At 75.5% G+C, this 24,355-nt stretch carries 21 protein-coding genes; 5 read left to right on the top strand and 16 right to left on the bottom strand.

What is annotated here, in order from left to right; genetic code table 11:
• Nucleotides 1-22: 22 nt before the first annotated feature.
• From CFP65_RS40035 to CFP65_RS29280, 4 genes are all read left to right on the top strand, one after another.
• Nucleotides 23-439 (top strand): hypothetical protein, encoded by a 417-nt coding sequence (locus CFP65_RS40035; RefSeq protein WP_174805580.1) that lies wholly within the window; start codon nt 23-25, stop codon nt 437-439.
• Entirely contained in the window at nt 436-1,074 is a 639-nt protein-coding gene (locus CFP65_RS29295) for an endonuclease (RefSeq protein WP_104819003.1), read from the top strand. The genes CFP65_RS40035 and CFP65_RS29295 overlap by 4 nt, the downstream gene beginning before the upstream one ends.
• 36 nt (nt 1,075-1,110) lie before the next feature.
• Complete coding sequence (locus tag CFP65_RS29290) at nt 1,111-1,497, top strand: hypothetical protein (protein ID WP_104819002.1); 387 nt, start codon at nt 1,111-1,113, stop codon at nt 1,495-1,497.
• A 488-nt stretch (nt 1,498-1,985) separates the two neighbouring features.
• Entirely contained in the window at nt 1,986-2,225 is a 240-nt protein-coding gene (locus CFP65_RS29280; protein ID WP_104819001.1) for a DUF6213 family protein, read from the top strand.
• Nucleotide 2,226: 1 nt separating this feature from the next.
• Here CFP65_RS29280 and CFP65_RS29275 read toward each other — a convergent pair whose 3' ends face one another.
• The 5 genes from CFP65_RS29275 to CFP65_RS29255 form a co-directional block, all read right to left on the bottom strand.
• Nucleotides 2,227-2,880: a phosphoribosyltransferase gene (locus tag CFP65_RS29275; protein ID WP_104819000.1), complete on the bottom strand. Its 654-nt coding sequence runs from the start codon at nt 2,878-2,880 to the stop codon at nt 2,227-2,229.
• A 74-nt stretch (nt 2,881-2,954) separates the two neighbouring features.
• On the bottom strand, nt 2,955-3,932 hold the full coding sequence (locus CFP65_RS29270) for a YihY/virulence factor BrkB family protein (protein WP_158702411.1): 978 nt from the start codon (nt 3,930-3,932) through the stop codon (nt 2,955-2,957).
• 92 nt (nt 3,933-4,024) lie between these two features.
• A complete protein-coding gene (locus CFP65_RS29265; RefSeq protein WP_104818998.1) occupies nt 4,025-4,615 on the bottom strand; it encodes a hypothetical protein in 591 nt (196 codons plus the stop codon).
• Between the two features lie 78 nt (nt 4,616-4,693).
• Nucleotides 4,694-4,972 carry a hypothetical protein gene (locus CFP65_RS29260; RefSeq protein WP_104818997.1) on the bottom strand — a complete coding sequence of 93 codons (279 nt, stop codon included), beginning with the start codon at nt 4,970-4,972 and terminating at the stop codon, nt 4,694-4,696.
• 457 nt (nt 4,973-5,429) lie between these two features.
• Entirely contained in the window at nt 5,430-6,683 is a 1,254-nt protein-coding gene (locus CFP65_RS29255; protein WP_104818996.1) for an amidohydrolase, read from the bottom strand.
• Between the two features lie 194 nt (nt 6,684-6,877).
• On the opposite strand from CFP65_RS29255, the gene CFP65_RS29250 reads away from it, so the two are divergent.
• Complete coding sequence (locus tag CFP65_RS29250) at nt 6,878-7,048, top strand: thiazolylpeptide-type bacteriocin (protein WP_104818995.1); 171 nt, start codon at nt 6,878-6,880, stop codon at nt 7,046-7,048.
• 63 nt (nt 7,049-7,111) lie between these two features.
• Here CFP65_RS29250 and CFP65_RS29245 read toward each other — a convergent pair whose 3' ends face one another.
• The 11 genes from CFP65_RS29245 to CFP65_RS29195 form a co-directional block, all read right to left on the bottom strand.
• Nucleotides 7,112-9,016: a TOMM precursor leader peptide-binding protein gene (locus tag CFP65_RS29245; RefSeq protein ID WP_104818994.1), complete on the bottom strand. Its 1,905-nt coding sequence runs from the start codon at nt 9,014-9,016 to the stop codon at nt 7,112-7,114.
• On the bottom strand, nt 9,013-9,762 hold the full coding sequence (locus tag CFP65_RS29240) for an ABC transporter permease (RefSeq protein WP_104818993.1): 750 nt from the start codon (nt 9,760-9,762) through the stop codon (nt 9,013-9,015). Before CFP65_RS29240 ends, CFP65_RS29245 begins: the two co-directional genes overlap by 4 nt.
• Complete coding sequence (locus tag CFP65_RS29235; protein WP_104818992.1) at nt 9,759-10,673, bottom strand: ABC transporter ATP-binding protein; 915 nt, start codon at nt 10,671-10,673, stop codon at nt 9,759-9,761. Before CFP65_RS29235 ends, CFP65_RS29240 begins: the two co-directional genes overlap by 4 nt.
• Nucleotides 10,674-10,734: 61 nt before the next feature.
• Nucleotides 10,735-11,970, bottom strand: coding sequence for a metalloprotease (locus CFP65_RS29230; RefSeq protein WP_104818991.1), 1,236 nt, complete (start codon nt 11,968-11,970; stop codon nt 10,735-10,737).
• Nucleotides 11,967-13,052, bottom strand: a complete 1,086-nt coding sequence (locus CFP65_RS29225) for a lantibiotic dehydratase C-terminal domain-containing protein (RefSeq protein ID WP_371682476.1) — start codon at nt 13,050-13,052, stop codon at nt 11,967-11,969. The genes CFP65_RS29230 and CFP65_RS29225 overlap by 4 nt, the downstream gene beginning before the upstream one ends.
• The gene (locus CFP65_RS29220) at nt 13,045-15,936 is read right to left on the bottom strand and encodes a lantibiotic dehydratase (protein WP_371682475.1); all 2,892 of its coding nucleotides are present in this window, start codon (nt 15,934-15,936) and stop codon (nt 13,045-13,047) included. Before CFP65_RS29220 ends, CFP65_RS29225 begins: the two co-directional genes overlap by 8 nt.
• A gap of 19 nt (nt 15,937-15,955) precedes the next feature.
• Nucleotides 15,956-17,524, bottom strand: a complete 1,569-nt coding sequence (locus CFP65_RS29215) for a nitroreductase family protein (RefSeq protein WP_104818990.1) — start codon at nt 17,522-17,524, stop codon at nt 15,956-15,958.
• Between the two features lie 55 nt (nt 17,525-17,579).
• On the bottom strand, nt 17,580-19,511 hold the full coding sequence (locus CFP65_RS29210; RefSeq protein ID WP_104821205.1) for a TOMM precursor leader peptide-binding protein: 1,932 nt from the start codon (nt 19,509-19,511) through the stop codon (nt 17,580-17,582).
• 25 nt (nt 19,512-19,536) lie between these two features.
• The gene (locus CFP65_RS29205; protein WP_104818989.1) at nt 19,537-21,801 is read right to left on the bottom strand and encodes a TOMM precursor leader peptide-binding protein; all 2,265 of its coding nucleotides are present in this window, start codon (nt 21,799-21,801) and stop codon (nt 19,537-19,539) included.
• Nucleotides 21,802-21,806: 5 nt separating this feature from the next.
• A complete protein-coding gene (locus CFP65_RS29200; RefSeq protein ID WP_371682554.1) occupies nt 21,807-22,892 on the bottom strand; it encodes a BTAD domain-containing putative transcriptional regulator in 1,086 nt (361 codons plus the stop codon).
• A gap of 216 nt (nt 22,893-23,108) precedes the next feature.
• A complete protein-coding gene (locus tag CFP65_RS29195; protein WP_104821204.1) occupies nt 23,109-24,293 on the bottom strand; it encodes an ROK family protein in 1,185 nt (394 codons plus the stop codon).
• Nucleotides 24,294-24,355: the final 62 nt, after the last annotated feature.

Raw genomic sequence — 24,355 nt, 5'->3', positions numbered from 1 at the left:
CACGAACTCTCGGGGAGCAGCGATGGCAGCCCACAGAATCCACCCGGCGCACCAGGCCGGTGAACGCCACGACTTCCCTCACACCCCGCAGGGTCCGGGCCGGACCACCCCGCAGTGGCGCCCCCAGCCGTCGGTGCGGCGCGGCACCGAGCCGGTGAACGCCCGCACCGACCTGGAGCTGCGCCGGGTGCTCTCCCGGATCTTCGTGGTCCTCTTCGTCTTCGGCACGGCCGCCTTCACCGTGCTCGCCGCCCGCACCGGCAGCGGCCCCGCCCCCAACCGGGCCACCTACCTGGTCTTCGCCGCCCTGTGCACGGGCGCTGCGGTGATCGCCCTGCTCGACCTGCTGGTGATCCGCCGCCGCCTCGCCGCCGGCCAGGGCCGCCGCCCCGAGCACCGAGCCCTGCGGCGGACGGGCCACCGGGGGTCGGGGCGGTGACCGTGGAGACGGTCACCGCCCGGCTGCTCGCCGAACACGGCCGCACCTACGCCGAGCAGGCCGGCATCACCCTGCGGGACAAGCCCGCACCGCTCTACCGGCTGCTGGTGCTGACCGTGCTCTGCTCGGTGCCGATCGACGCCGACCTGGCCACGGCTGCGGCCCGCGAACTGTTCCGGGCCGGGTACCGCACGCCCCGGGCGATGGCCCGCTCCGGCTGGCAGGCCCGGGTGGACGCGCTCGGCCGGGCCCACTACGTCCGGTACGACGAGGGCACCGCCACCGCCCTGGGCGAGGGCGCGGAGTTGGTGCTCGACCGCTGGCACGGCGACCTGCGGCGGCTGCGCGAGGCGGCCGGGGAGAGTTCGGCCCGGCTCGGCGAGCTGCTCCAGGAGGTGCCGAGGATCGGGCCGGTCGGCGCCGCCATCTTCTGCCGGGAGGCGCAGGCGGTCTGGCCGCAGCTGCGCCCGTACTTCGACGACCGGGCCTGCGCGGCGGCCGAGCGGCTGGGCCTGCCGCACACCCCGCGCGGGCTCGGCCGCCTGGTGCCGCCGGAGGACCACGCCCGGCTGGCCGCCGCCCTGGTCCGGGTCAGTCTGGCGCCGGAGCAGGTGGCGGCGCTCCGCGCCGGGTGACCCCCGGTGATCCTTCCTGGACGGAGGTGATCCGCCGTGGATCTGCCGCTCGCCGCCGGCCATGTGCTGGTCCGGCTCTCGGACGGGCCGCCGCAGAGTGCCGAGGCCGTGCTCGACGCGCTCGAACGTGCCTTCCCCACCCACGCCGGCCGGGGCCGCACCCGCCGCGCCAACCCGTGGGAGGACCCGCCCACCAGCGCTCCCGCAGCATCCGGTTGGTCCGAGGTGTTCGACCGGACCAGCGGCCCGGCCCGCCTCCCGCCGCTCCTGCTGCCGGGCGGCGGGCTCACCGTGGAGCTGCTCGGCACCCCGGCCGACGCCGAGGCGATGGCCCGGGCCCTGGCCGGTCTCGGCGCGACCCGCCGGACCGGCCACGAGCAGCAGGGGCCGCACCTGGCGGTCCGCCTCCGGCTGGGGGCGTGACCGGCGGGAGGTGCTACGCCCCCGGCGGCAGGTCCTGCCGGGTGACGGGGGCGGGTCGGGGGCCGGGGCCGGGCAGCGGACCGGGGTGCGGGAGCGGATCGGGGCGTGGGCCGGGCGGGGGTGGATCCGGCTCCAGGGGTGGCGGGCCGGGCGGGGTCGGGTCGGGGCCGCCCGGCGGAGGTATCGGGCCGGGGGTGGGCCCGGGCTGCGGGCCGGGACCGGGGCCGGGGGCCGGGGTCGGGTTGGGCGGCACCGGGTCGGGTGGCGGGCCGCCGGGTGGGGCGGAGTGCACGAGGGTCAGGTGTCGGTCTGCCGTAGGTCGTCCCATGCCGGGCGTATGCCCCCGAACGGCGGGATGATCCGTCGCCGGGCGGGTTTGGGTACCGGGTTCCTCGGGCAGCCGCCGGGCCCCGGGCAGACGGGGTCGACGGCGGAGCCTTCGCCCGCCGGACCGCCCGGACCGCTCGCGATGCCTCCGGAGGTGCGTCATGACCAAGTGGTCCGTCCCGCTGATCTCGACCACCGACGACCACCTGCTGGTGCCGGCCGACCAGGTCACCGTGCTGCTCCGCCGCTTGGCGGCGGACTGGTCGGAGGCGGCGCAGGACGGCGACAGCGGATTGGACCAGGAGACGCTGCTGGCGCTGGTCGCCGTACTGACCGACCTGGCCGACCAGATCGACGTGGAGTGCATCGCCGTCGCCAGCGAGGAGAGCGAGGAAGGGTAGGTCAGGCCGCGCGGCGGGCCAGGGAGTCGATCACCTCGCGGTCGGTGACCGGGGTGAAGTCCTCGTACCAGAGGCCGACCGCGCGCAGGCCGGCCGGGCGGCGCGGGCAGACCAGCAGGTCCACCTCGCGGTCCAGTTCGGCCACCGTCCGGGGCTCGCCCACCGGGACAGCCAGCACCAGCCGCCCGGGATCGGCGGCCCGCAGCAGCCGGAGGGCGGCCCGGACGGTCAGGCCGGTGATCACGCCGTCGTCCACCAGGATCACGGTTCGGCCGGTCAGTTCGGGCGCCGGGCGGCCGGAGCGGTAGAGCTCCTCCCGGCGGTGCAGTTCGGCTCGCTCGCGCGCCACGGTGGGCGCGAGCTGGTCGGGGGTCAGGTCCAGCTGTTCCAAGGCCTGCGGTTCGAAGAGCGGCGGGTCCTCGCCGGCGATCACGCCGATCCCGACCTCGGGGCGGTCGGGGAGGGCGATGGTCCGGGTGACCAGCACGTCCAGCGGGGCGTCGAAGGCCTCGGCCACCGCATGGGCCACCGGCACCCCGCCACGTGGCAGGGCCACCACCACCGCCGCCGGCTCGGGCCGCCGACCCAACACCTTCCGACCCTCACCCGCGAGTTGCTGACCGGCTCGTGTCCGGTTCCGGTACAGCCCGTTCATCACCGCCTCCTCCCCGGCGCCTGCGGTCCAGCACGCCCGAGGTCCACTCCGGCGGCTACCCGGCCCGGCCGCCGCTATCCGTCCGGGTGCTCCTCGGCCTCCTTCGTCCAGGTGACCTCGACGTGCTGTTCCGGGCGGCGCTCCTCCTGGCGGGCGACGGCGCTCAGCACGGCCTCGTCGGCCGTGGTGAGCGGGGGCTGGAGCAGGCTGCGCGGCCAGAGGCGGCCGGCCAGGACGGTGTCGACCTCGGCGGCGTAGACGGCGATCTGGGCGGCCAGGTAGAGCCAGGAGAGCAGGCCGATCACGGTGGCGAAGAAGCCGTAGACCTGGGTGGCGTGGCGGAGTTGGTGGGTGACCAGGACGGCGCCGAAGGCCTGGAGCGCGGTGTAGAGCGGCCCGGCCAGCGCGCAGCCGGGCCAGAGGGAGCGGGTGGGGATCTGGGCCGGGGTGAGCACCCGGAAGCAGGCCAGGCAGAGGGCGGTGTTCAGCAGCGCCGAGAGCAGCAGGCCGCCGATCCGGGCGGCCGGCCCGCCGAGGGCGGCGCCGACCAGGGTGGCGGCGGCGGTGGCGAGCACCAGGCCGGTGCCGAGCACCGCGAAGAGCAGCAGGCTGCGGCCCAGCCGGGACCAGTAGCCGGGCCGCCGGACGCCGGGGACGTGCCAGACCTCGGCCATCGTGTGCTGGAGCACCTGGGCCACGCTCAGCACGCCGTACAGCAGCCCGACCGCGCCGATCACCAGGGCCAGACCGCTGCCCCGGAGCGAGTGCACGTTCTGGTGCAGTTGGTCGCCGATGATCGGGAAGTCGGCCAGCGCGGAGTCGAGCACCGACTGCTGGGCCGCCGGGTGGCCGTGCAGCACGAAGCCGAGCACGGTGCTGAGCAGGAGCAGCAGCGGGATCAGCGAGACGAATCCGTAGTAGGTGACCAGGGCGGCGAGCAGGCCGCCCCGGTCGTCGCCGTACTTCTTCACGACCGCGAAGACCACGGCCGTCGGCTTCCGGCGCTGTTGGCGGCGGTCCAGCCCGCGCAGCGCCCGTTCGATCGGGTTCACACCCGCCCGTCTGCCCGGGATCGGCCGGCTCACGCGCCGGGGCGGGCCCCCATCCCGAAGGCCCGCCCCTGCTCAGTGGTGGTGCTGCCGGGTCAGCCGACCGTCGGGTGGGTCAGGGCGCAGCCGTTGGTGTCGTTGGACCAGCTGCCCTGGAGGGTGTAGCTGCCGTTGCCCATGGTCACGTTGCCCGCCGCGCCGGTGCCGGTCTTCAGCCAGGCGCACTCGTCGGCGTTCTCCTGGCCGTTGGTCGGGTTGGTCCAACCGCCCGCCGGGAACTGGTCGGTGATGTTCTCGGAGTACTCGTGGCCGAGGGTCATCGTCCAGCCGTCGAGGTTGCCGCTGGTGCCGGTGTTGATGAAGTCGACACCGCAGTTGGCGCCCGCGTCCATGTTGTACGGCTGGTTGGAGAAGGCGAAGTTGCCCACGTCCGAGGTGATGGCACCGCCGTTCAGGGTGGTGTCGCCGTTGTAGTCGTGCCAGGCGCAGAAGCCGGTGGTGGTGCTCTTGTAGTTGTCCGGGTTGGTGCCCTGCGGCGAGAGGATGACGTAGTAGGCGTCACGGTTCGCGGCGGCGGTCAGGTTGCCGAAGTGGTGGGCCGCGTTGAGGGCTTCGACGCCCAGCTGGTGGCCGGTGGCCTGGGCGGGCGAGGCGGTGGCGTTGTCGTACCAGACGCCGGAGAGCACGCCGCCGGTCGGGTACGGGATGTGCGCGGCGCCGGCCGGGCAGCTGGTCGCACCCTTGGCGACGCCGGCGCCGTCGCATTACTGGGTCATCGTGCCGGACCACTGCTCGCCGCCGGTGCCGATGCCCTTGAACAGGTTCTGGGCGACGGGGGCGCCGCTGTACGGGTCGTTGCTGAAGGTCAGGTTGCCGGCGGCGTCGGTGCCCTGGGTGCCCCACTGGCTGCCGTAGAAGACCACGTAGACCTTGGGCTGGCCGCTGGTGACGCCCACGCCGCCGATGCCGCCGCCGTAGCTGAGGGTGCCCGAGGTGTGCTTGGCGCCCTTCTGGGCCGCCTTCGCGTCGGCCAGCTCCGGCATGTAGCCGTGCCCCCGGTTGGTGAACGCGTGCGAGCCGGTGGTGCCGGCCTCGGCCGAGGCCGGGCCCGCGGCGAGGGCGGTGCCGGCGGCCAGCAGGGCGGCCGCGCTCAGGGCCAGCGCGCCGGTGCGCCGGTGCGCCGCCAGGAGAAAATGCCGTGCGTCATCGTGTGCAACCTCTCGGTTGGTGGGGGAGGTCGTCGTGGATCCGCTTTTAGCGGAGACCCCGACGGGCGGGCCGGCCCGGCGTTCCGGCGAAATTAGCAGCAGCCCTCGGGGCGGTCAACGGAAGTCGGCAGTCGATTGAGATTCTGTTTATGGACCATCTGTGCGCTCTGACCAGGTGTTTCGTGGCCGTGCGGGCTGGGCCGCATTCTCTTCGGCGCATTTCCTGACCTGCTTTTTACCGAGGGAATTCCCGCGCACCGCTACCCGGACGGGAAGATCCGCTCAGGCGAATTCAGTCACCGTTCAGACACGAAAGCGCCGCCGTGTACAGCGCGGCGATCCCGGTGCGCAGGGTCAGGCCGAGGTGGGGGCGGAACTCGGGCGAGTGGTTGGCCGGGAGGGCGGCCAGCTTCTCGGCCGGGCCGGCGCCCGGGGTGGCCGCCCACTGCTCGGGGCCGACCATGCCGAGCAGCCAGTACGCGGTGCGGATCCCCGGGACGCCGTGCAGCTCCTCCCCCGCCGGGCCGAACAGCGGGAAGTCCTCGGTGGCCGTCAACGGCGGCCACTCGGCCACGCGTTGGGGCCCGAACAGGGCCAGGTGGGCGGCCCGGACGGTCTCGGCCAGCCCCGGGTCCGGCCGATTCACCACCGAGGCGGAGAGCTGCTCGACGGTGGCGGTGCAGCCGGTGGCCGCCGCCTCCGCCTCGGCCACCACCCGGAGTTCGGCCACCGCCCGGGTCAACTCGCCCTCCTCGAAGGCCCGTACGGTCACCGTGAGGCTCGCCCGGTCCGGGATGACGTTGCCGGTGCCGTCCCCGGCGAGCAGGGAGGCGACCGTCAGCACGGCCCCCGGCCGGGCGGCCTCGCCCAGCCGCAGCACGATCGCCGCCGCCCCCGGCAGCGGGCTGACGGCCAGCTGCGGCGCCCCCGCGTGGCCGCCGCGCCCGTGCACCACCACCCGCAGCGTCCGGCTGCCCGCCGTCACCGGGCCGCGCACGTGGGCCAGCATCCCGGCCGGCAGCGGCACGGTGTGCTGGGCCAGCACCACCGAGGGCGCCCCGACCCGCCGGTAGAGGCCCTCGGCCAGCATCGCCCGGGCGCCGGCCAGGGTCTCCTCGGCGGGCTGGCCGAGCACCAGCACCGTGCCGCTCCACTCGGCCCGCCGCTCGGCGAGCGCCGCCGCCACCTCGGCCGCGCAGGCCAGGTGCACGTCGTGGCCGCAGGCGTGCGCCACCGGCACCCGCCGCCCGTCGGGGAGTTCGGCCGTGGCGGTGCTCGCGTAGGGCAGCCCGGTGCGTTCGGCCACCGGCAGCGCGTCCAGCTCGGCGCGGAGCGCGACCACCGGCCCGGGGCCGTTGCGCAGCACGGCGGCCACGCCGTGGCCGCCGAGGCCGGTGGTCACCTCGTACCCGGCCTCGGCCAGGGCCTCGGCGAAGCGGGCGGCGGTGCGGCGCTCGGCGCCGGAGAGCTCGGGGTGGGCGTGCAGGTCCAGGTAGCGGGCGGCGGCCCGTTTGAGTGCCTCGGCACTCGGGACGGTGGTCTCCAAGACGGCTCCGGGGTGGGGTTGGGGCCCGACGGTGTCAGGTCGTCAGTGAGGTGTCAGCGGAGTGCACCGGCCCCGGCCAGTGGCGCACGATAGAACTGGTGTCCCGCTGGGGAGTTGATGCGACAGCTGCTCCTCGGTGTCAGGCGCACGGGCCGGGGAGGCCGGTGCGCGCCCTGCGCCCCAAGGAGCTTCCGATGGACAACACCCTTGCCTCGCTCGCCGAGGAGATCCTGAACCTCGAGTCGGAGACCTTCGAGATCAGCGACTACTCGGACACCAGCGAGGTCATGCTGGGCTCCTCCACGAGCTGCTCGAGCACCAGCACCTGTTCCAGCACCACCAGCACCACCAGCTGCACCGCCTGATCCAGGCACGGTGCGCACCCGTCGGCCCTCCGCCCCACTCGGGCGGGGGGCCGACCGGCATGTTCACGGGAACGGGTGCGGCACGCGCCGGAGTTCGGCCTCGGTGAGGTCGGTGGCGCGCAGCCCGGCCCGGCGCGGGGCGGTGCGCAGGCGGGGCAGCAGCAGGGCGCGCTGGCGAGTCCAGCCGAAGTCGATCGGCAGCAGGCCGGGGACGACGGTGCAGACCGTGCGCAGACCGGCCCGGCGCTGCTCGGGGGTGGTCTGGTCGACCACGATCACGTCGTGCCCGGCCGCCACCAGCCGGTCGCGGCAGTAGCGCAGGTCGTCGAGCAAGTCGAGCGAGCGCGGCCGGGCCCGCTCCCAGTCGGCGTACAGCTCGGCCGGCGGGCGGGGCGCACCGACCGGCTCCAGGTAGCTGCGGGCGTGCCGGGCCATCTCCGGCAGGCCGAACAGCGCGGCATGGTCCGGCAGTCGGCGCACCAGGTCGAAGTCCGCGGCCATCGCGGCGAGTTCGGCCGGCCGCTCGGCCACCTGGCCGGGCAGGTGCGGCAGGTAGGTGAGGATCTCGGCCACCGCCGCCTCCACCGTCTCCTCCGGGTCGAAGCCGGCCGCCGCCGCGAAGGCCAGCGTGCCGGGCCCGCCGTCCCGGCGGACGGCCAGCGCCGTGACCACCGGCACCGCCAGGTCCACCCGGTTGTCGAAGGCGCGCACCTCGTAGCCGCGCAGCTCCGCCCGGTCCAGCATCGCCCGCAGCCCCCGGCTCTCGCAGGCCGCCAGTGCCAGCTCGGGCAGCGGCAGGTTGCCGTACCAGCCGAGCAGGAAGGAGTCCCGCTCGATCAGTTCGAGCAGGCCGAAGAGGATCGCCTCCTCCAGGCAGCTGCCGATCGCGCAGCCGTTGGAGCACTCGAAGACGAAGTTGTCGGCCGCCGTGCCCGCGCTGTAGTGGCTCAGCCGGGCCGGCACCAGCACCGGCCGCTCGTCGCGCAGCGACCAGCCCGGCACCCAGGGGATCGGGCGGTCCGGGTCGAAGGGGTCGAGCATCGGGTCGTCCCGGTAGGTCTGCGGTGCGTACAGCCCGCACTCCCGCGGGTCCAGCGCCCGGTCGCCGAGGCGGGTGTAGGACTCCACCAACAGCGGTGCGGTGGAGCGGCGGTGGGTGCCGGCGTACCGCTCCAGGCCCTCCAGGAAGGCGAGGTCGCGGCTGGCCCGGAAGGAGTTGGCCTGCCCGCTCCAGGTGACGTCGGTCAGCCCGGCGTACCCGCGCATGAACACGCTCCCGGCCACCGGCGCCGTGGTCGGCGAGGTCACGTCCGCCCAGGTGCCGGCCCCGAGCACCCCGCAGACCGGATTGGCCAGCGCCTCGGCGGGCAGCCCGTAGGAGGCGGCCGGGCGCAGCCGGTACGCGCCGGGGGCCGCCTTCTCCCGGGGCCGCAGCTCGAAGGTCTCCGGGGACACCGGCTCCGCCGCGCAGGAGGGGCAGAGCGGCTCCGCGAGCAGCGGTACGGTCTGCACCCGCAGCGTCTCCAGGTCCAGCCGGGACACCCGGGCCGGGCCGCCGCCCGTCGCGCTCGCCCCGGCGGCCAGGCGGTGCAGCTCCCAGACCGCGTCGACCACCCAAGCCGGCAGCAGCGGCCAGGCGGGGCCGACCGGCACCGCCTCCAGGCCGGTCTCCAGCGCCTCCCGCTCGGTGCGGCTGCGCAGCCGCTGCCACCGCATGGCCAGGCAGGTGCCGCAGGGGCCGCCTGCCGCCTCGCCGCCCCAGGGGCCGACCAGCACCGACTGGGCGCTCAGGTGGACGGTGGCCCGGCTGCGGGCGACGGCCGGATCCGTGGGCCGCAGCAGGTCGGCCGCGCCGAGCACGGCCACCCCGGGTGCGGGAAGGCCCTCGGCGGCGGCCCGTTCGGCCAGGCGGCGCTGCAACTGGTCTCCGGCCGAGACGAGGGTCGGCACGGCGGTGGCGAGGCTCATGTCCGGTTGCTCCAGCGGAAGGTCTTGGCGGCGAGGGCGGCGAAGAGCAGGGCGAAGCCGGCCAGCGCCCCGCAGTCCAGGGCGAACCCGGCCAGGGTGCCGCCGTCGCCGAAGGCCTTGGTGATGCCCTCGTCGAAGTAGCGCAGCGGCAGCACCCGGGAGAGCGACTGGAGCCAGCCCGGCATCAGGTCGATCGGGTAGAAGGCGCCGGAGAGGAAGGCCATCGGCACCATCACGCAGTTGGCCAGCGCGGCCACCGCCTCGGGGGTGTTGGCCAGCGCGCCGACCACCAGGCCGATCGCGGCGAAGGCGGTGCTGCCGAAGAGCAGCACCGGCAGCGCGTACGCCCAGGACCCGCCGATCTCCAGGCCGAAGGCGAGCACGGCCACGGCCGTGAACAGCACGGCCTGCACCGCCGCCGTGGCCAGCGCGACCACCCAGCGGGCGCCGAGCACGGCGGTCAGCGGGGTCGGGGTGCGCCAGATCAGCCGGAGCAGGTCGTCGCGGCGCCAGTGCATCAGGGTGAAGGCCACGCCGAACACGGCGGCGTTGCCGATGCCCCAGGAGAGCACCCCGGGGGCGATGTAACTGATGTACGCCGCGCCGCCGTTGACGCGCTGCCCGTGGAAGATCAGGCCGAACACGGCCAGGAAGACCAGCGGGAAGGCGAAGGTGAAGATCATCGAGGTCTTGTCGCGCAGGTAGGCGAGGTAGCCGGCCCGGGCGACGGCGGTGTAGGCGTTCACGGGCGGGGCTCCGATCCGGTGAGGGCCAGGTAGGCGTCCTCCAGCGAGGGGGTGCGGGTCTGGACTTCCTCCAGGCCGACCAACTCCCCCAGCTCGACGAGGACTTGGCTCGCCCGCTGGGTGGTGATCACCAGCTCTCCCGACTCGATCGCGGCGCCCTCCACCCCGGCCAGCGCCCGGGCCTGCTCGACGGTGACCCGGTGGGCCGGGACGAGGAGGCGGGTCGGGGCGGCCAGCGAGCGGATCAGGTTGCTCGGGGTGTCCACGGCGAGCACCCTGCCCTGGGCGATGATCGCCACCCGGTCGCAGAGCGCCTGCGCCTCGTCCAGGTGGTGGGTGGTGTGCACGACGGTGCGGCCGTCCGCGTTGAGCGAGCGGAGCAGCTCCCAGAGTGAGCGGCGGGCCGCCGGGTCGAGGGCGGCGGTCGGCTCGTCCAGGAAGATCAGCTCCGGCTCATGGATCAACGCCGTTGCCAGCGCCAGGCGTTGGCGCTGGCCGCCGGAGAGGTCGTCCACCCGGGAGCCGGCCTTGGCGGCCAGGTCGACCAGGTCGAGCGCCCGCTGCGCCGCCCCCGGCGCCAGCCGGTAGAGCGCGGCCACGGTCTCCAGGTGCTCCAGCGCGGTGAGCCGGGTGAAGAAGGCCGAGCTCTGGGTCTGGATGCCCAGGCGCCGCAGCAGCCCGGTGTTGCGCGGCCAGGGGCGCTCGCCGAGCACGGTGACGCTGCCGGTGTCCGGCTCGCGCAGGCCCTCGACGATCTCCACCAGGGTGGTCTTGCCCGCGCCGTTGGGCCCCAGGATGCCGAAGAACTCGCCGCGTTCGACGGTCAGCGACACCCCGTCCAGGGCCTGCACCGGCCCGTACCGCTTGCCCACCCCGTCCAGCACCACCGCCGGGCTCTCAGCTGTACTCATTCCGCTCTTCTCTCCGTGTTCGGACATCCGTGCCTCGTGCCCCTCCGGCGGGTCGCCGCGATCAGTCCTGCGCCGCGCGCCGCTCCGCCACCCGTCTGCGCCGGGCCCGGGCGGCCTGCCCCAGGGCCCAGAGCGCCAGCGCGGCGGCGACCAGCGCCGGCGGCGCGTACCAGGCCGCCGCGCCGAACCGGCTCGGCAGCAGCGCCCGGCAGACCGGCCCGGCCGCCGCCAGCACGGCGGCGGCCAGCAGCGCGCAGCCGAGCGCGTACCCGCCGTACAGCCACCGCAGCCCGCGCGGGTAGGCCCGCAGTGCGGCGCGGTCGCGGCGCAGCAGCAGACCGGCGAACCGGCGGCTCTCGGTGGCCGGGCGCAGGCTCGCGGCGGCGTAGCCGAGCACCTTGTAGCCGTCCAGCGGGGGCAGCGGCACCAGGTTGGCGAAGGCCGTGACCACGCCGAGCAGCAGCAGGCCGGCCAGGAACGGCCGGGCCTGGGCCCGCTCGGGCAGCAGGGCCCAGGCCGGGTAGAACGGCAGCAGGAAGACCAGGTTGGCCACCGCCCCGGCCAGCGCGGTGGCCACCTGCTCGCGCCGCCGGGCGAAGAACTGCACGTCCTCGACCTCGCAGTACAGGTACGACATCGGCAGCCGCCAGCGCAGCCCGATCCCGGTGACCCGCCCGCCGTACCGGTGCCCGACCAGCCCGTGCGCCAGCTCGTGCAGCGCGAGGCTCACCCAGAGCAGGCAGCCCACCGCGAGCAGCGCCACCGGCTGGTGCAGCAGCCGCCCGGTCTCCGTCACCAGGGTGCCCAACCGCAGGGCGATGCCGAGGAGTTCGGCCAGCAGCAGGGCGGTGAGCAGGGCCAGGAACCAGCGGGTGCGGGCGAAGCCGGTCAGCCCGTGCAGCCGGGCGAGCAGCGCGGGCGGGTCGGAGACCATGGTGACCCGGCCGGCCAGCACGCCCGAAGGGGGCTCCTTCTTCGGCTCGGGCGGCCCGGCGGCCGGTGGCGGCGCGTCGGTGAGCAGGCCGCGGCCGTAGAGCAGCCGGAGCAGCTGCTGCCACTGCGGCTCGCCGAGGCGGGCCCGGAACTCCCGGGCGTACTCCTCGCCGACCTCGGCGAGCGAGCGGGTGCCGTCCAGCCGGCCGATCAGGAACCGCTCCTTGACGCCGATCTCCAGCACCCGGTCGGCCCGCGGGTCGCGGACCAGGTGCACCACGGCGGAGCCGCGCCGCAGCGGGCGGCTGATCCGCAGCTCGGGTCTGATCTGCGGCCGCAGCTCCAGGAGTTGGTGGCCGCTCACCCGGTGGCCTCCGGAGCCTCGACGGGCTCGCGCAGGGCCCGGGCCAGGATGTAGGAGAGGAAGGCCTCGTCCCGCACGGTGACCGAGAGCCGGTTGTTGGTCATGTGGGCGTACGGGGAGAGCAGCATCGGCAGCGCCTGGGCCGGGTCGGTGACCGGCAGGTCGCGCTCGCCGTCCCAGGAGCGGAACACCAGCTCGCCCCGCCCGGCCAGCTCCAGCACCCGCGCGCGCAGCTCCAGGCAGTGCTCGGCCCACCCGCGCAGCAGCTCGGGCAGCCGCTCGGCGGCCCCCTCAGCGACGGCGGCCCGGATCACCCGGAACCGCTCCGGCAGGCTGGCCCCGGCGCTCGCGTAGGCGCGGTCGTAGCCGCGCTGCGCGGTGTACTCGGTGCCCTCGAACGCCCGGTTCCAGAAGGCGTGGTAGCGGTCGAGGAAGGTGAGCAGCTCCTGCTCGTCGGCCAGGAAGCAGGCCGAGACGGTCATCATCAGCTGGGCCGCCAGGCCGAGCACCACCGTGCGCAGGTGCAGGTTCATGGTGCGGGTGGCCTCGACCACCAGCTCGCTGGAGCGCTGGAAGTGCCACTCGGCCAGCGCCACCCCGGCCGGGCCGCCGTACTTGCCGTACTCGGGCTCGTAGGGCTCGACGCTGAAGGTGTTGTTCTCCCGCAGCCGCATCCTGCCGTCCGGGCCGAGCAGCCGCTCGCGCTCCTCCTCCTTGTACTCCAGCTCGAAGAGCGTGTCGTACAGCTCGGCGAAGAAGCTGTCCTTCACCTCGTACAACGCCGGGCGGCGGCGCAGGAATTCGGCGATTCTCCCCTCGGCCCGCCGGCGCACCTCGGCGGCGGCCCCGGCCGAGGACGGGCGCAGCCGCAGCCGCAGGTGCGGGCCCTCCAGCCAGTAGTTGATGAAGAACCACCCGGCGAGCAGGCCCTCCTCGGTCAGCTCCGCCACCAGCGGGCGCACGCACTGGAGCAGCAGCGGGCGCGGGCTGGCGGCGTAGAAGACGTGCAGGGCCAGCCAGTCGCCGACGGGCTCGCTCCCGGTCGCGTCGGGTATGCCGGGGGTGGTCGGCTGGTCAGTCACGGTGGGGCACTCCTTGCGGCGGTACGGGCGCGACGCCGGCAGCTCGCGCATACGGGATCATCTCGAGGGCCAACTCGGCTACGTGGCGTCCCCGTTCGGACCGGACGTGCAGCGCGTCCTCGCCCGGCAGCATCTCCTCCAGCACCAGCCGGGCCGCACCGCCGGCCGGGATCAGCCCTTCCAGGGCGGCCAGCGAGAGCGGGCTGGCGAAGTCCAGGTACTGCGGCTTGGCCGGGCCCGCCGGGCCGTCCAGCTGCAGGCGGACGAAGACCTGGGCGGGCAGGCCGTGCCGGCGGCGCCAGCGCTGCCAGCGCAGGAACCGCTGGGACTCGCCCTCCCCGGCCGCCGGTCGGGGCAGCGCCGCCGGCTCGGCCGTCCAGCTGCGGCGGTGCAGCACCAGGCTGCCGAGCCGCACCCTCGGCCGGTGGCTGACCCCGCCGTCGGCGGGGGCGGCCGGCACGCCGCGCCAGAGCTCCGGGGTGACCCGCGAGGTCGGCGAGAAGAGCAGCAGGCTGCGCGGGATCTCGGGCAGCACCATCGGCACCAGGTAGCCGAGGTAGAGCGGCACCACCTCCGCCTTCAACCGCCGCGAGCGGAGCACCAGGCGGTCGGCCGCCGCGTCGTGCACCACGTACAGGTCGTCCAGGTGGATCCGGGCCCGCTCGGGCGCGGTGCTGGTCTCGCCCGGGCAGACCAGCTCGTAGTCGGTGAGCCGGACGTGGAGGTTGAGGTTGGTGGTGGCCGCCCCGGCGGTGACCTCCGCGAAGACCGCCCCCGCCGGCTGCGCCGCCCGCAGCGCCTCGCGCAGCTCGGCGGGCAGCCCGCCGCCCTCCGAACCTCGCTCCACGCCACCCCCCGCGCCCGCTTCCGCGCCGCCCTCCGCGCCCGCTTCCGCGCCGATCTCCGCGCCCGCTTCCGCGTCGACCTCCGCGCCGTCGAAGCAGTGGGTGAAGCGGGTGAACGGGAAGGCCAGGCCGCCGTAGGAGTGGTTGAGCACCGCCACCGGGTCGCCGGCCTGGCGGGCCAGCTGGACGAAGTGGCTGTGCGGCGCGAACACGTCCGCACGGCCGCCGAGTTCGGCGGTGACGGCGGCCAGGTCGGCCTGCTCCAGTCGCAGCTCGGCCGCACCGGCCGGCAGCTGCTCCCATCGCTCGCGCATCCGGCCGGCCAGCGCGGCCCGGGCCCGGTCCAGGGCGGTGATGCCCGGCAGGTGCAGCCAGTTCTCCTCCGGCGGGTAGCCGCCGTCGGCCGCCTCGGCCGGCTTCAGGGCGGTGAACTGGAGGTACTGGTTGAAGATGTCCTCGTGGAAGTCGTGCACCAGCTGGAGCAGGTCGTCGCAGCGGCCGCCCCGGCCGTACCGGGCGAGGAAGAAGCCCTTCAGGGTGAGGCGTTGGGCCAGCCCGAGGTCGAAGACCGGCAGCACCGGGGTGAGTGCGCGCAGCGGCCCGGCCGCCAGCTCCAGCCACTCGCCCGCTTCGGCGCTCACCTGCTCGGCGGTGACGTCCTCGTAGAGCAGGGTCTGCGGCAGGGAGGCTGAATCCTCGCCCAATGCCACCTGTATCTCGGTCAGTTCGCGCTTCAGATCGACCAGCAGGGCCCGCCGTCCGGCCAGGCCCGCACCCGGGTAGGCGTCGATCGCGGCGATCGGCCCGGCCAGCCGGTCGGCCACCGCCGCGGCCCACGGGCGGTCCAGCGAGCGCAGCGCGTCCCGGAAGCCGCGCAGCGGGTCCACCGCGTGCACATCGGTGGCCAGCAGCGGCAGTTGCAGCATGCCGACCTCCAGCAGTGCCGCCAGGTACCGCTCGGCGTCGGCCGCGGCCGCCGGCCCCGCGTCGGCCTCCCGCAGCCGCTCCGCGAGCTCGCCGTGCCGGATCAGCGGGCGCTCGCGGTAGAGCCGCAGCACCTGCTCGAGCAGCCCGCTGAGCCGCAGGTAGAACAGCCGGTCCCGGGCCGCGTCGAAGCTCACCGCCGCCCGGTCGTCCCCGGCCGTCACCGACCGCCGCACGTACCGGATCCGGTCCTCGGTCAGCTCCCACCCCGAGGCCAGCGCCACCGGCAGGTCCCGCAGCCGCTCCGGATCGGCCGCCACCAGCTCCGCCAGCCGCGCCAACACCACCACGTTCAACCGGGGGTGGCTCCGCCGCGCCTCGCCGAGCCACAGCTCCCCGGCCGCCGGGCCGGCCCCGACGGCCTCCCGTTCGCCGTCCGGCTCGAACCTCCCCGGGGCGACCGGGGTGAAGGTGCTGAACGGGCTGGTCTTGCAGGCCGTCCGGTACAGGTACGCGAGGAGCGACCGCTCCATCTTCCGGGTCCGCTTGTCCGCCGCCTTCCCCGGATCGCCGAGGTGGTCCAGCCGGCCCTCCAGGGTCGGCGAGGCCAGCAGCAGGCCGAGGCGCAGTTCGTCCGCGCCCGCCAGCCGGTGCAACTCGGCTCTGGTACGGGCCAGTTCACTCGCCAACAGCTCCTCCCCCGCCGACCGCAGGTCGCCGAGGCGGCGCTGGGCGGAGAGCCAGGCCATCAGTAACTCGCCGGTCTCCGGGTCGAGTCCGGCCACCGACGCGAGGATCTCGGCCGGGCGGGCGGGCAGCCGGTGATTGAACACCTCGCGCCGCAGGTGGAGCACCCGGCGGCGGAGCGCCGGATCCACCGCGGCCTTGACCAGCAGCGCGAGCGGCTCACTCAGCCGGGCCCCGAGCTCGGCCAGCCGGTCCTCCTCGGCGGTGAGCCGCTCGGCCCAGGCGAAGGCCTCGGGTGAGCGGAGCGCGTGCACGGTCTCCACCGGCAGTGCGCCGACCCGCAGCATGAAGCGCGGCGCCAACTCCGGCTCGCGGGAAAGCCGCTCGTCCGCCGCGCGCCCTTCGCGGGCAGGCTCCGTGGTGGTCAACGGTTCTTCCTCCACCGGTTCAGGCGATCGAGTGGTCGAAGTCGGCGGGGCTGCGCTGCTCCTGCCCCACCATCATGATCAACAGGGGGATCTCGCCCTCCGGCAGGCCGAGTTGCTCGGCGTAGGAGAGGCAGTCGAAGCCGAGGGCCACCCCGCAGCCCAGGCCGACGGCGGGCGCCGCCGTGTAGAGCGCCTGCGCCGTCGCGCCGACCACGGAGTTGACCAGCCGCAGGCCCCGGTCGCCGACGGCGTCGACCACCGCCGGGGTGGGCGCGGTCACCGCGATCACGGCGCCGGCCTGCTCCAGGTCGTAGTTGGCCAGGAAGTAGTTGTCCTGGAGGAACTCGCCGTGCAGGCCCGCCACCACCAACCGCAGCGTGCGGGTGGCCGGTTCGTAGGCGTAGGCCCCGGCCGGCACCCCCGCCACCTGGTTGACGAACACGTAGAGCCGGGTCAGCTCGGGCGCCCGGCCACCGAGACCGTCCGTCTGCGGCACGGCCGCCGAGGCGGCCGCCGCCAGCGCGGCGGAGAGCTGCTCGGCGCTCATCGCGGGCAGCGCGGTGAACCGGCCGAAGCTGCTGCGCCGGGCCCGCAGGGCCGCCCGCACGCCGAGCGCGGGCACCGGCGGCTCGGGCAGCTCGATCCGCTCGCCGCCTGCCCCCGGGCCGGCCTCGAACACCCCGGCCAGCGCCCCGGCCGAAGGCCGCTCGGCCGCGCCCACCAGGGTCGCGGCGTGGATCCGCCGCACGGTCTCGAACTCGATCACCGTCCGCGACCGCTCCCGGTCGGTCACCCGGACCTGGGTCTCACCCGCCGGCGCCGACTCGGCCGCACCGCCCTCCCAGTGCAGCGGGACGACCGCGAACACGCCCTCCTCCGCCGCGTCCAGGCCGAGCAGCCGCCCGATCCGCTCCTCGTCGAACCAGAGCGCGCCGTCCAGGTGCAGCCCGTGCGCCCGGGCCCAGATCCGCCAGGTCTCCAGCAGGGCGCCGGTGTCCATGGTCACCACGTGGTAGGCGAAGCTGTTGTACTTGAAGGCGTTCTGCCAGAACTTGACGGTCAGCACCAGGAATTGGTCCGTCCCGTCACCGAGCCCGCCGAGCGCCGCCCGCAGCTCGCCCGTCACGTCACCGGCCAACAGCCGCCGCAGCGCGTGGTGTTCGGTGGCGTAGTAGTGGACGCCCGGGGTGAGCGGGCCGCTCGGGCCGCTCACCCAGTGGATGCCGACCGGGTAGAGGCCGCCTCCGGAGGCGGTGCCGCGTGACCAGTTGGCGTGCGGGTAGAGCGGCAGCGAGCCGAGGTCGGAGTTGGCCTGCACGGCCAGCCGGCGGCCGGTCAGGCCGTAGGAGTCGCGCAGCATGCCGCCGAGCAGCGACAGGGTGAAGCCGCCCTCCCCGGGCGGGCCGTACAGTCCCCGGTCGAGCCCGGCCTCGGCCGAGCCGCCGTCCGGCAGCGGGAGGTGCGGCGCACCGGGGAAGTACTTGCCCTTGCGGGGCCGGTCGGCCCAGTCGGGCACGAAGTCGGCGGGCTCCATCGGGACGCGGGCCCGCCGCATCACCGCGGCGGCGTACTCGTGGGCGTACCCCATGGTCGCTCCTAGGTCGAAGGTCGGTCGGCAGATCGGCAGGTCGGGGGGAGGCGGATCAAGGGAAGGGGTGCGGGGCCGGATTGAACTCGGCCGGGAGCAAGTCCCGGTCGCGGAGCCCGGCTTCGCGCGGAGCGGTGCGCAGTCTCGGCATGGTGAGGGCCCGCTGACGCCGGTGGCCGAAGTCGATCGGCAGTAGGCCGGGCACCAGCACGCAGGCGGTGTGCAGGCCGAACTCCCGCTGCTCGGGCATGGTCTGGTCGACCACCACCACGTCGAAGCCGGCCGCGCCGAGCGCCCCGACGCAGGCCCGCAGGTCCTCGCGCAGGTCGGTGGCGGGCGCGATCGAGCCCTCGGCCAGCCGGCTCAGCGGCTCCGGCGGCCCGCTCGGCGCGGCGCGCAGCAGGAAGTCCGCGTGCCGGGCCATCTCGGGCAGCCCGTAGAGCAGCGGGTGGTCGTGCAGCACCTGCACCTGGTCGAAGTCCTCGGCCATCGCCCGGAGTCGGTGCTCCTCACGGACCGTACGCCGCCGCAGGTTCACCGCGTCGGTGGCGATCTCGCAGAGCCCGGCCCAGAGCGCGGCCTCCGGGTCGAGGCTCGCCCCGGCACCGAAGCACATCCGGCCGAGCCCGCCGTCGATCCGCTCGGCCACCGCGGTGACCACCGGGACGGGGAAGCTGATCCGGGTGTCGAAGAACCGTGCGCGGTACCCGTACATCGCCAACCGGTCGATCAGCGCCCGGGTTTCGGGCCGGGTGCTGCTCCGGCCGTCCAGCTCGGGCAGCGCGAGCCGCCCGTACCAGGCCAGCAGGAAGGCGTCCCGCTCGACGGCCTCCATCAGCCCGAAGTAGATCGCCTCCTCCAGACTGCCGCCGGAGGCGCAGCCGTTGGAGCTCTCCTGCACGAACCGGTTCTCCAGCCCGCCGGGGGCGTGGTAGTAGGTGAGGATCTCGGGCACGAGGATCGGGCGTTCGTCGCGCAGCGACCAGCCCCAGACCCAGGGGATCGGCCGGTCCGGCGCGAACGGCCGCACCCCCGGCTGGTCGCGGTGGAACTCCGGCGCGTACAGCCCGCAGGTGCGCGGGTCCAGCGCCTGCCCGCCCGGCTCGGTGGAGGGGCCGAGCTCCGCCAGGCTGGCCACCACGCCGGTGCGCTTGCCGCGCGCCCGCATCCCGGCCAGCCGCTCCAGGCCCTCCAGCAGGCCGACGGCCGTGCTGGTGCCGTACGAGGCGGTGTGCCCGCCCCAGAAGGTCTCGCGCAGGTAGTCGCCGCTGCGCAGCGTGAAGCAGCCGACCGTGGAGGAGGTGGAGGCCGAGACCAGGTCGGGCACCACGGAGGGGCCGAGCATCCCGGAGACCGGGTTGACGAAGGCGGCCAGCGGCAGCGCGTACGCCTCGATCCCGCGCAGCCGGAAGTCCGCCGGGGCCCGCTTGGGGCGGGCAGCCAGCTCGATCCGGGCGCCCTCGGCGGTGTCCGGCACCCGCTGGTCGCACCGGGGGCACTCGGCGTCGGGCAGCACCGGGAAGCCGCTGACCCGCAGCGTCTCCAGGTCGAGCAGCTGCGCGACCGGCCGGACGCCGGCGGCCGGGCGGTCCAGACCGCGCTGACGACGGGCCGCGATCAGCGCCGCGAGCCCGTCGGCCAGGAACGGCACCGCCCACGGCGGCTCGCCCACCGCCTTGGTCTCGTCGCCGAGTTCGAGCGCCTCCCGCAGCGGGCCGGACCGCACGGCCTGCCAACGCCGCACCAGGCAGCGCGGGCAGGCCGCCGAGGCGGCCGGACCGACGATCGCCTGGTGCCCGTACAGGTACACCGGCACCGCGTCACCGGCTGCGGAGCCGGCACCGTCGGGAACGCTCACAGCCGGTGGGGCGGAGCCGTCAGCGGCGGACGTGCCCTCGGCGAGCCCGACGGCGAGTTCGTCCCGGGCGCCGAGCACCGTCAGCTCGGCCCCGCTCTCCGCCAGCCGGGCGGCCAGGGCCTCGGCCATGGCCGCCCAGGGCTCGGCGATGGCCTCAGCTGGCACCTGAAGTCCCGTCCGTCAGCAGCACCTTGACCACCTCGAGCCGTCCGGCCGCCAGGTCGCTCGCGCCGACCCGGCTCACCAGCACGTCCCGGCCGGCGTCGCGCAACCGCTCCAGCACCGCCGGCCAGTCCGGCCCGGCTTCCCCGGCCGTCCCAGCCGCCGCTCCAGCCGCCGCTCCGGCCTCCGGACCGGGCGAGGCCACCGGGCCAGCTGAGGTCACCGGGCCGGTGGCCGTCAGCACCCCGGCGTCGAAGCCGTCGAGCAGCGGGTCGCCCAGGTCCAGCGCCGCGCCCCGGGCGCGGAAGGCCTCGTCCCGGCCGAGCTGCACCTGCCCGAGCAGCTCGCGCAGCGCTGCCAGCGCGGCGGCGGCCAGGTCGAGCCCGCTGCCCAGGGTCCAGCGGGGGGTGCCCGCATCGGCGGTCCGGGCCAGCACCACCGGCAGCGGCGCCATAGGGCCGCCCAGGCGGAGCAGCTCCGGGGCGAGGCCCAGGTTGGCCGCCGACCGGGCCAAGAAGGTGAGTTCGGCATCGGCCGCGAACAGCTCGAGGGGGACGGACTCCACCGGGGCCCGGCCGCGCAGGGCCGCCTGCAGGGCGTCGTAGCCGAGGGCGCTGCCGAGCGCCCGGGTGACGGCCTCGGCCTCGGTGCCGCCCGCGCCGGTGCCGGCCGTGGTGCGCTCGAAGGCGGCGGCGGCGTTGTGCGCGGAGAACGGGCGCAGCGCGGCGGTGGGCACCAGCACCCGTTCGCCGCTGAGCAGGGAGACGGCGGGCGACCAGCTGGCCGCCGGGTCGGCCGCCAGGCCCGCCGAGGTGCTCAACTCGGTTGCGGCGTACCGGCGCAGGCTCGGGTCCTTGGCCGCGATCGCCGGCGGCACCACATGCTCGGCGTAGACCTCGGCGGCGCGCTGGAGGGCGCGCAGCCGGGCCCCGGCCACGTGGTGCACGTCGAAGGCGGTGATCTCGCGGCGCAGGCCGGCCCGCAGGCCGAGGGTGACGGTGCCGGCCTTCAGCGGGGTCTGCTGCCAGTCGTCGTCGGCGTAGCCGGCGAACACCCCGGCGTTGGCCCGCACCAGCACGGCCCGGCCCTCGAGTTCGGCCAGCGCGGCCTTGGCCGCGGCCTCCTCGGCCGCGCCGTCCTCGGGCAGCCGGGCGGTGGCGGGCGCGGTGGCCAGATCGGGCAGCTCGGTCGCGGTGTCCCCCACGGCGGCGCAGCGCGGGCAGCGCGGGTGCGGCAGCAGCGGTTCGCAGACCACGTCCAGCGAGTCCAGGTCCTGCACGATCAGCTGGCCGTCGGTCTCGGCGGGCAGCGCCCCGGTGGTGAGGCGGAAGACCTCGTAACCGAGCAGGTTGCCCAGCATCGCGGCGAGCGGGCCGGCGGGCTGCGCCGCCTCGCCGCCGAGCGGCGCCAACGGGGCCAGCCCGGCCCAGAGTTCGGCCGCCTCGGCCGGCTCGCCGTTGGCGCCGAGGCGCAGCGCGGCGCAGGTCAGGCAGCCGGGCCGGCCGGGCTCGGTGAGCGGGCCGACCACGGCCCGGCCGCCGACCGTCCAGGCCGGGACGAGCCGCGTGCCGGCCGGCACGCCCGCCTCCAGCAGGCCCACCGTACGTCGGGCCGCCGTCGGGCCGCCGGCCACCAACACCAGCTCATGGTCGGCGAGTGCAGACCAGTCGGCGCCCAAGCCGCTGAGCTCGGTCAGCTCGGCCGGGCAGCCCGCCCCGGCCAGCGCCGCCAGCTCGGCCGCGATCCGCTCGTCCCCGTCCACCAGGCCCGGGGTCACGCCCACGGCCGCGCAGCCGTTGCGGATCAGGCTCAGCACGGCCCAGCGGGCCAGTTCGCCCTCGCCGAGCACGGCCACCCGGGTCGCCCGGTACCGGGCGAACCGCTCGGCGGCGCCGTCGGTGTAGTGGTCGATGTACTCCACCTGGGCCGCGAACCGGGCGGCGACCTCGGGGGCGAGCTCCACCGCCGTACCGGCCTCCGGCCCGGCGTCCCGGGCGAACCCGCGCCCGTAGAGCGCCTGGACCAGCCCGGCGACCATGGCGCGTTGCGGCTCGCCCATGCCCGCGCAGAGCTCGGCCACCGAGTGCCGGCCGTTCAGGTGCGGCACCAGCAGCGAGGCGAAGCGGTACGCGCCCTTGGTGGTCAGGCTGAAGCCGCCGTGGGCGTTGTGGAACAGCACCCCGGTGGGCGTCCGGGTGTAGAGCACGTCGCGCCTGATCCGCGGCCGACTGTCGGCGATCTCCTCGTAGCGGGCCATTTCCCTCACACCTCGGTGGTACGCGACGGAGCGGCGGAGTGCCGCGGGGACGGGGTGGAGCTGGGGTTCGGTGGGCTCTCCTCCGGGGCGAGCCCGGCGGGTTCGCGGGCCCAACTGCCCGCTGCGGCCCGGGTGAAGGTCTGGAGCAGCTCGTGCACCCGGTACTGCCCGTGCGGCCCCTCCTCGAGCAGCCCGGCCTGCACCAGACCCGCCAACACCCCTTCGGCGGTGGCGGATCCGGTGGTGGTGGCGGCTGTGACAACCGGCCCGGCAGCAGCAGGTGGCGGCGTAGTGCGCCGGGGGCCGGGGGCCCGCTCCGGCAGTTGATCGCCGCGCAGGACGGCGAGTTCGAGGCGCTGCAGGCCCGGCCCGGGGTCCACCCCGAGTTCGGTCAGCAGGTGATCGCGGACCCCGCGGTACTCGGCGAGCGCGTCCGCGCGGCGGCCGGTCCGGTACAGGGCCTCGATCAGTTGCTCCCAGAAGCGCTCGTGGACGGGGTGGGAGCGGGCCACCGACCAGAGTTCGGCGAGGACTTCGCGACAGCGCCCGAGGGCGAGCTCGATGTCGTAGATCCGCTCGGCCGTCCGCAACCACTCCTCGCAGAGCCGCGGCACCTCCTCGCGGTGCAGCGCGTCGGAGTGCACGTTGCCGAGCACGGGCTGCGCCCAGAGCGCCAACGCCTGGCGCAGCAGCCGGAGTTCCTCCACCGGTTCGACGGCCCGGTCGGCCCGGTCCACCAACTCCCGGTACTCCAGCAGGTCGAGGGTGGCGGCATCGGCGGCCATCCGGTACCCGCCGGGCAGCGCCTCGATGGTGTGGCCGGCGATGCCGTACTTGGCGAACAGCCGGCGCAGCCGCAGCACGCAGGAGTGCAGGGCGGCCTTGGCCGTGGCGGGGATCGCCTCGCCCCAGATCGCCCGCTGCAGCGCCTCCACCGAGACCACCGCATTGGGCCGCACCAGCAGGGCGGCTAACAGCGTGGCGGGCTTGGAGGGTTGGAGCACGGCGGTCTCGCTGCGGTCGGCTATCGCCAGCAGGCCCAGGACGGTGAACCGAGCCGGCACGCCTTCCGACGCCTCCGCTTCCGTCACCAACTCAGGCTCCCCCGCCGGTTCGATCACTGTCCCGCCTGAAGGTAGGCGCCGGTCATGGTCCAGTCAACGCGCGTGGACATGATTCGAATGAACTCTCTGCAATCCATCAGTTACGACGCTCCGGTTCCCAGCAAACCGGCTCGCCCCGGGCGCCGCTCACCCGCGCCACCCCGTTCGCCGATCGGCCCGTGCCCCGCTCAGCCGGTGCGCCGCTCAGCCGGTGCGCCGCTCGAAGACCTCGGGCCGGGCCGTCTCCAGCGCGGTGGCCAGCGCGCCGAGCAGCACCACGTCCTCGCCCAGCCGGCTGGCGGCCAGCGCGGGCTTCAGCGGGCAGAGCCGGTGCAGCGCCTGCTCCACCGGGGCGAGCAGCAGATCGGCGCTGGCGCCGAGGCCGCCGCCGAGCACCAGCAGGTCCGGGTCGAGCACCGCGCAGACCACCGCCAGGGCGTAGCCGAGCCGTTCGGCCACCTCGGCGACCACCCGGACCGCCACCGGATCCCCGGCCCGGGCCAGGTCGAAGACCTCCTTGGCCGTCAGCGCGGGGGCCAGGCCCAGGGCATGGGCGATCCGCACCACCGCGTCGCCGGAGACCAGTTCCTCCAGCGTGCGGGCCGGCCCGCCGAGCGGCTCGGGCGCGATCGGCGGCACCGGCAGCAGGCCGACCTCGCCGGCCGCGCCGTGCGCGCCCACCAGCACGTCGCCGTCCTGCACCACGCCGACCCCGAAGCCGGTGCCCACCAGCGCGTAGACGAAGAGCTCGCTGCCCGCCCCGGCACCGAAGGCGTACTCGCCCACGGCGGCCAGGTTGGCGTCGTTGGCCACCGTCACGGTGGTCTCCAGGCCGGCCGCGATCCGGTCGACCAGGCCGCGCCGCCCCCAGCCGGGCAGGTGGTCCGCGAAGCGGACGCTGCGCCGGCGCTCGTCCCAGACCCCGGGGCTGCCGACCACCGCGTGCACGATCCGGTCCGGCGTCAGGCCGGCCGCCGCGATGGCCGCGCGGGCCGCCGCCACCACCGCGTCGGCCACGGCGTTCGCCGTCCGGCCCCGGTTCGGCGCGTCCTGCCGGGCCACCACCTGTCCGGACAGGTCGGCCACCGCGACCCGCAGCCAGGCCCGCCCGATGTCCACCCCGAGCACGTACCCGGCCGCCGGGTCGGGCTCGTACAGCACGGCCGTCCGCCCGCGCTCCGGCACGAACCGCCCGGCCTCGCGGACCAGCCCGGCCTCCTCCAGCGCGGCCAGCGCCGCCGACACCGTGGGCTTCGACAGCCCGGTGTCACGGGCGAGTTGGGCCCGGGAGAGCGGCCCGTGCGAGCGCAGCCGGGCCAGCAGCAGCCACTCGTTGTTGCTGCGCAGCCGCTGCCGGCTCCACGGCCGCTCCGCCCCAGCCCCGGGCAGGCCGGCCCCGAGGCCGGGCCCGCCGACCCCGGCCGCCGCCTGGTTCACGGCGTCCCTGACGC

Origin of the sequence: Kitasatospora sp. MMS16-BH015 (assembly GCF_002943525.1) — a bacterium.
Classification (GTDB): Bacteria; Actinomycetota; Actinomycetes; order Streptomycetales; family Streptomycetaceae; genus Kitasatospora.
Note: the sequence above shows the minus strand (reverse complement) of the source record. Positions and strands in the feature narration are given on the sequence as shown.

Coding starts and splice junctions, on each gene's coding strand:
- CFP65_RS29235 (WP_104818992.1), bottom strand. CDS start 10,673: ATGAGTACAGCTGAGAGCCCGGCGGTGGTGCTGGACGGGGTGGGCAAG.
- CFP65_RS29205 (WP_104818989.1), bottom strand. CDS start 21,801: ATGGCCCGCTACGAGGAGATCGCCGACAGTCGGCCGCGGATCAGGCGC.
- CFP65_RS29260 (WP_104818997.1), bottom strand. CDS start 4,972: ATGCCGGAGCTGGCCGACGCGAAGGCGGCCCAGAAGGGCGCCAAGCAC.
- CFP65_RS29250 (WP_104818995.1), top strand. CDS start 6,878: ATGGACAACACCCTTGCCTCGCTCGCCGAGGAGATCCTGAACCTCGAG.
- CFP65_RS29210 (WP_104821205.1), bottom strand. CDS start 19,511: ATGGCCGAGGCCCTGGCCGCCCGGCTGGCGGAGAGCGGGGCCGAGCTG.
- CFP65_RS29275 (WP_104819000.1), bottom strand. CDS start 2,880: ATGAACGGGCTGTACCGGAACCGGACACGAGCCGGTCAGCAACTCGCG.
- CFP65_RS29280 (WP_104819001.1), top strand. CDS start 1,986: ATGACCAAGTGGTCCGTCCCGCTGATCTCGACCACCGACGACCACCTG.
- CFP65_RS29245 (WP_104818994.1), bottom strand. CDS start 9,016: ATGAGCCTCGCCACCGCCGTGCCGACCCTCGTCTCGGCCGGAGACCAG.
- CFP65_RS29215 (WP_104818990.1), bottom strand. CDS start 17,524: ATGGGGTACGCCCACGAGTACGCCGCCGCGGTGATGCGGCGGGCCCGC.
- CFP65_RS40035 (WP_174805580.1), top strand. CDS start 23: ATGGCAGCCCACAGAATCCACCCGGCGCACCAGGCCGGTGAACGCCAC.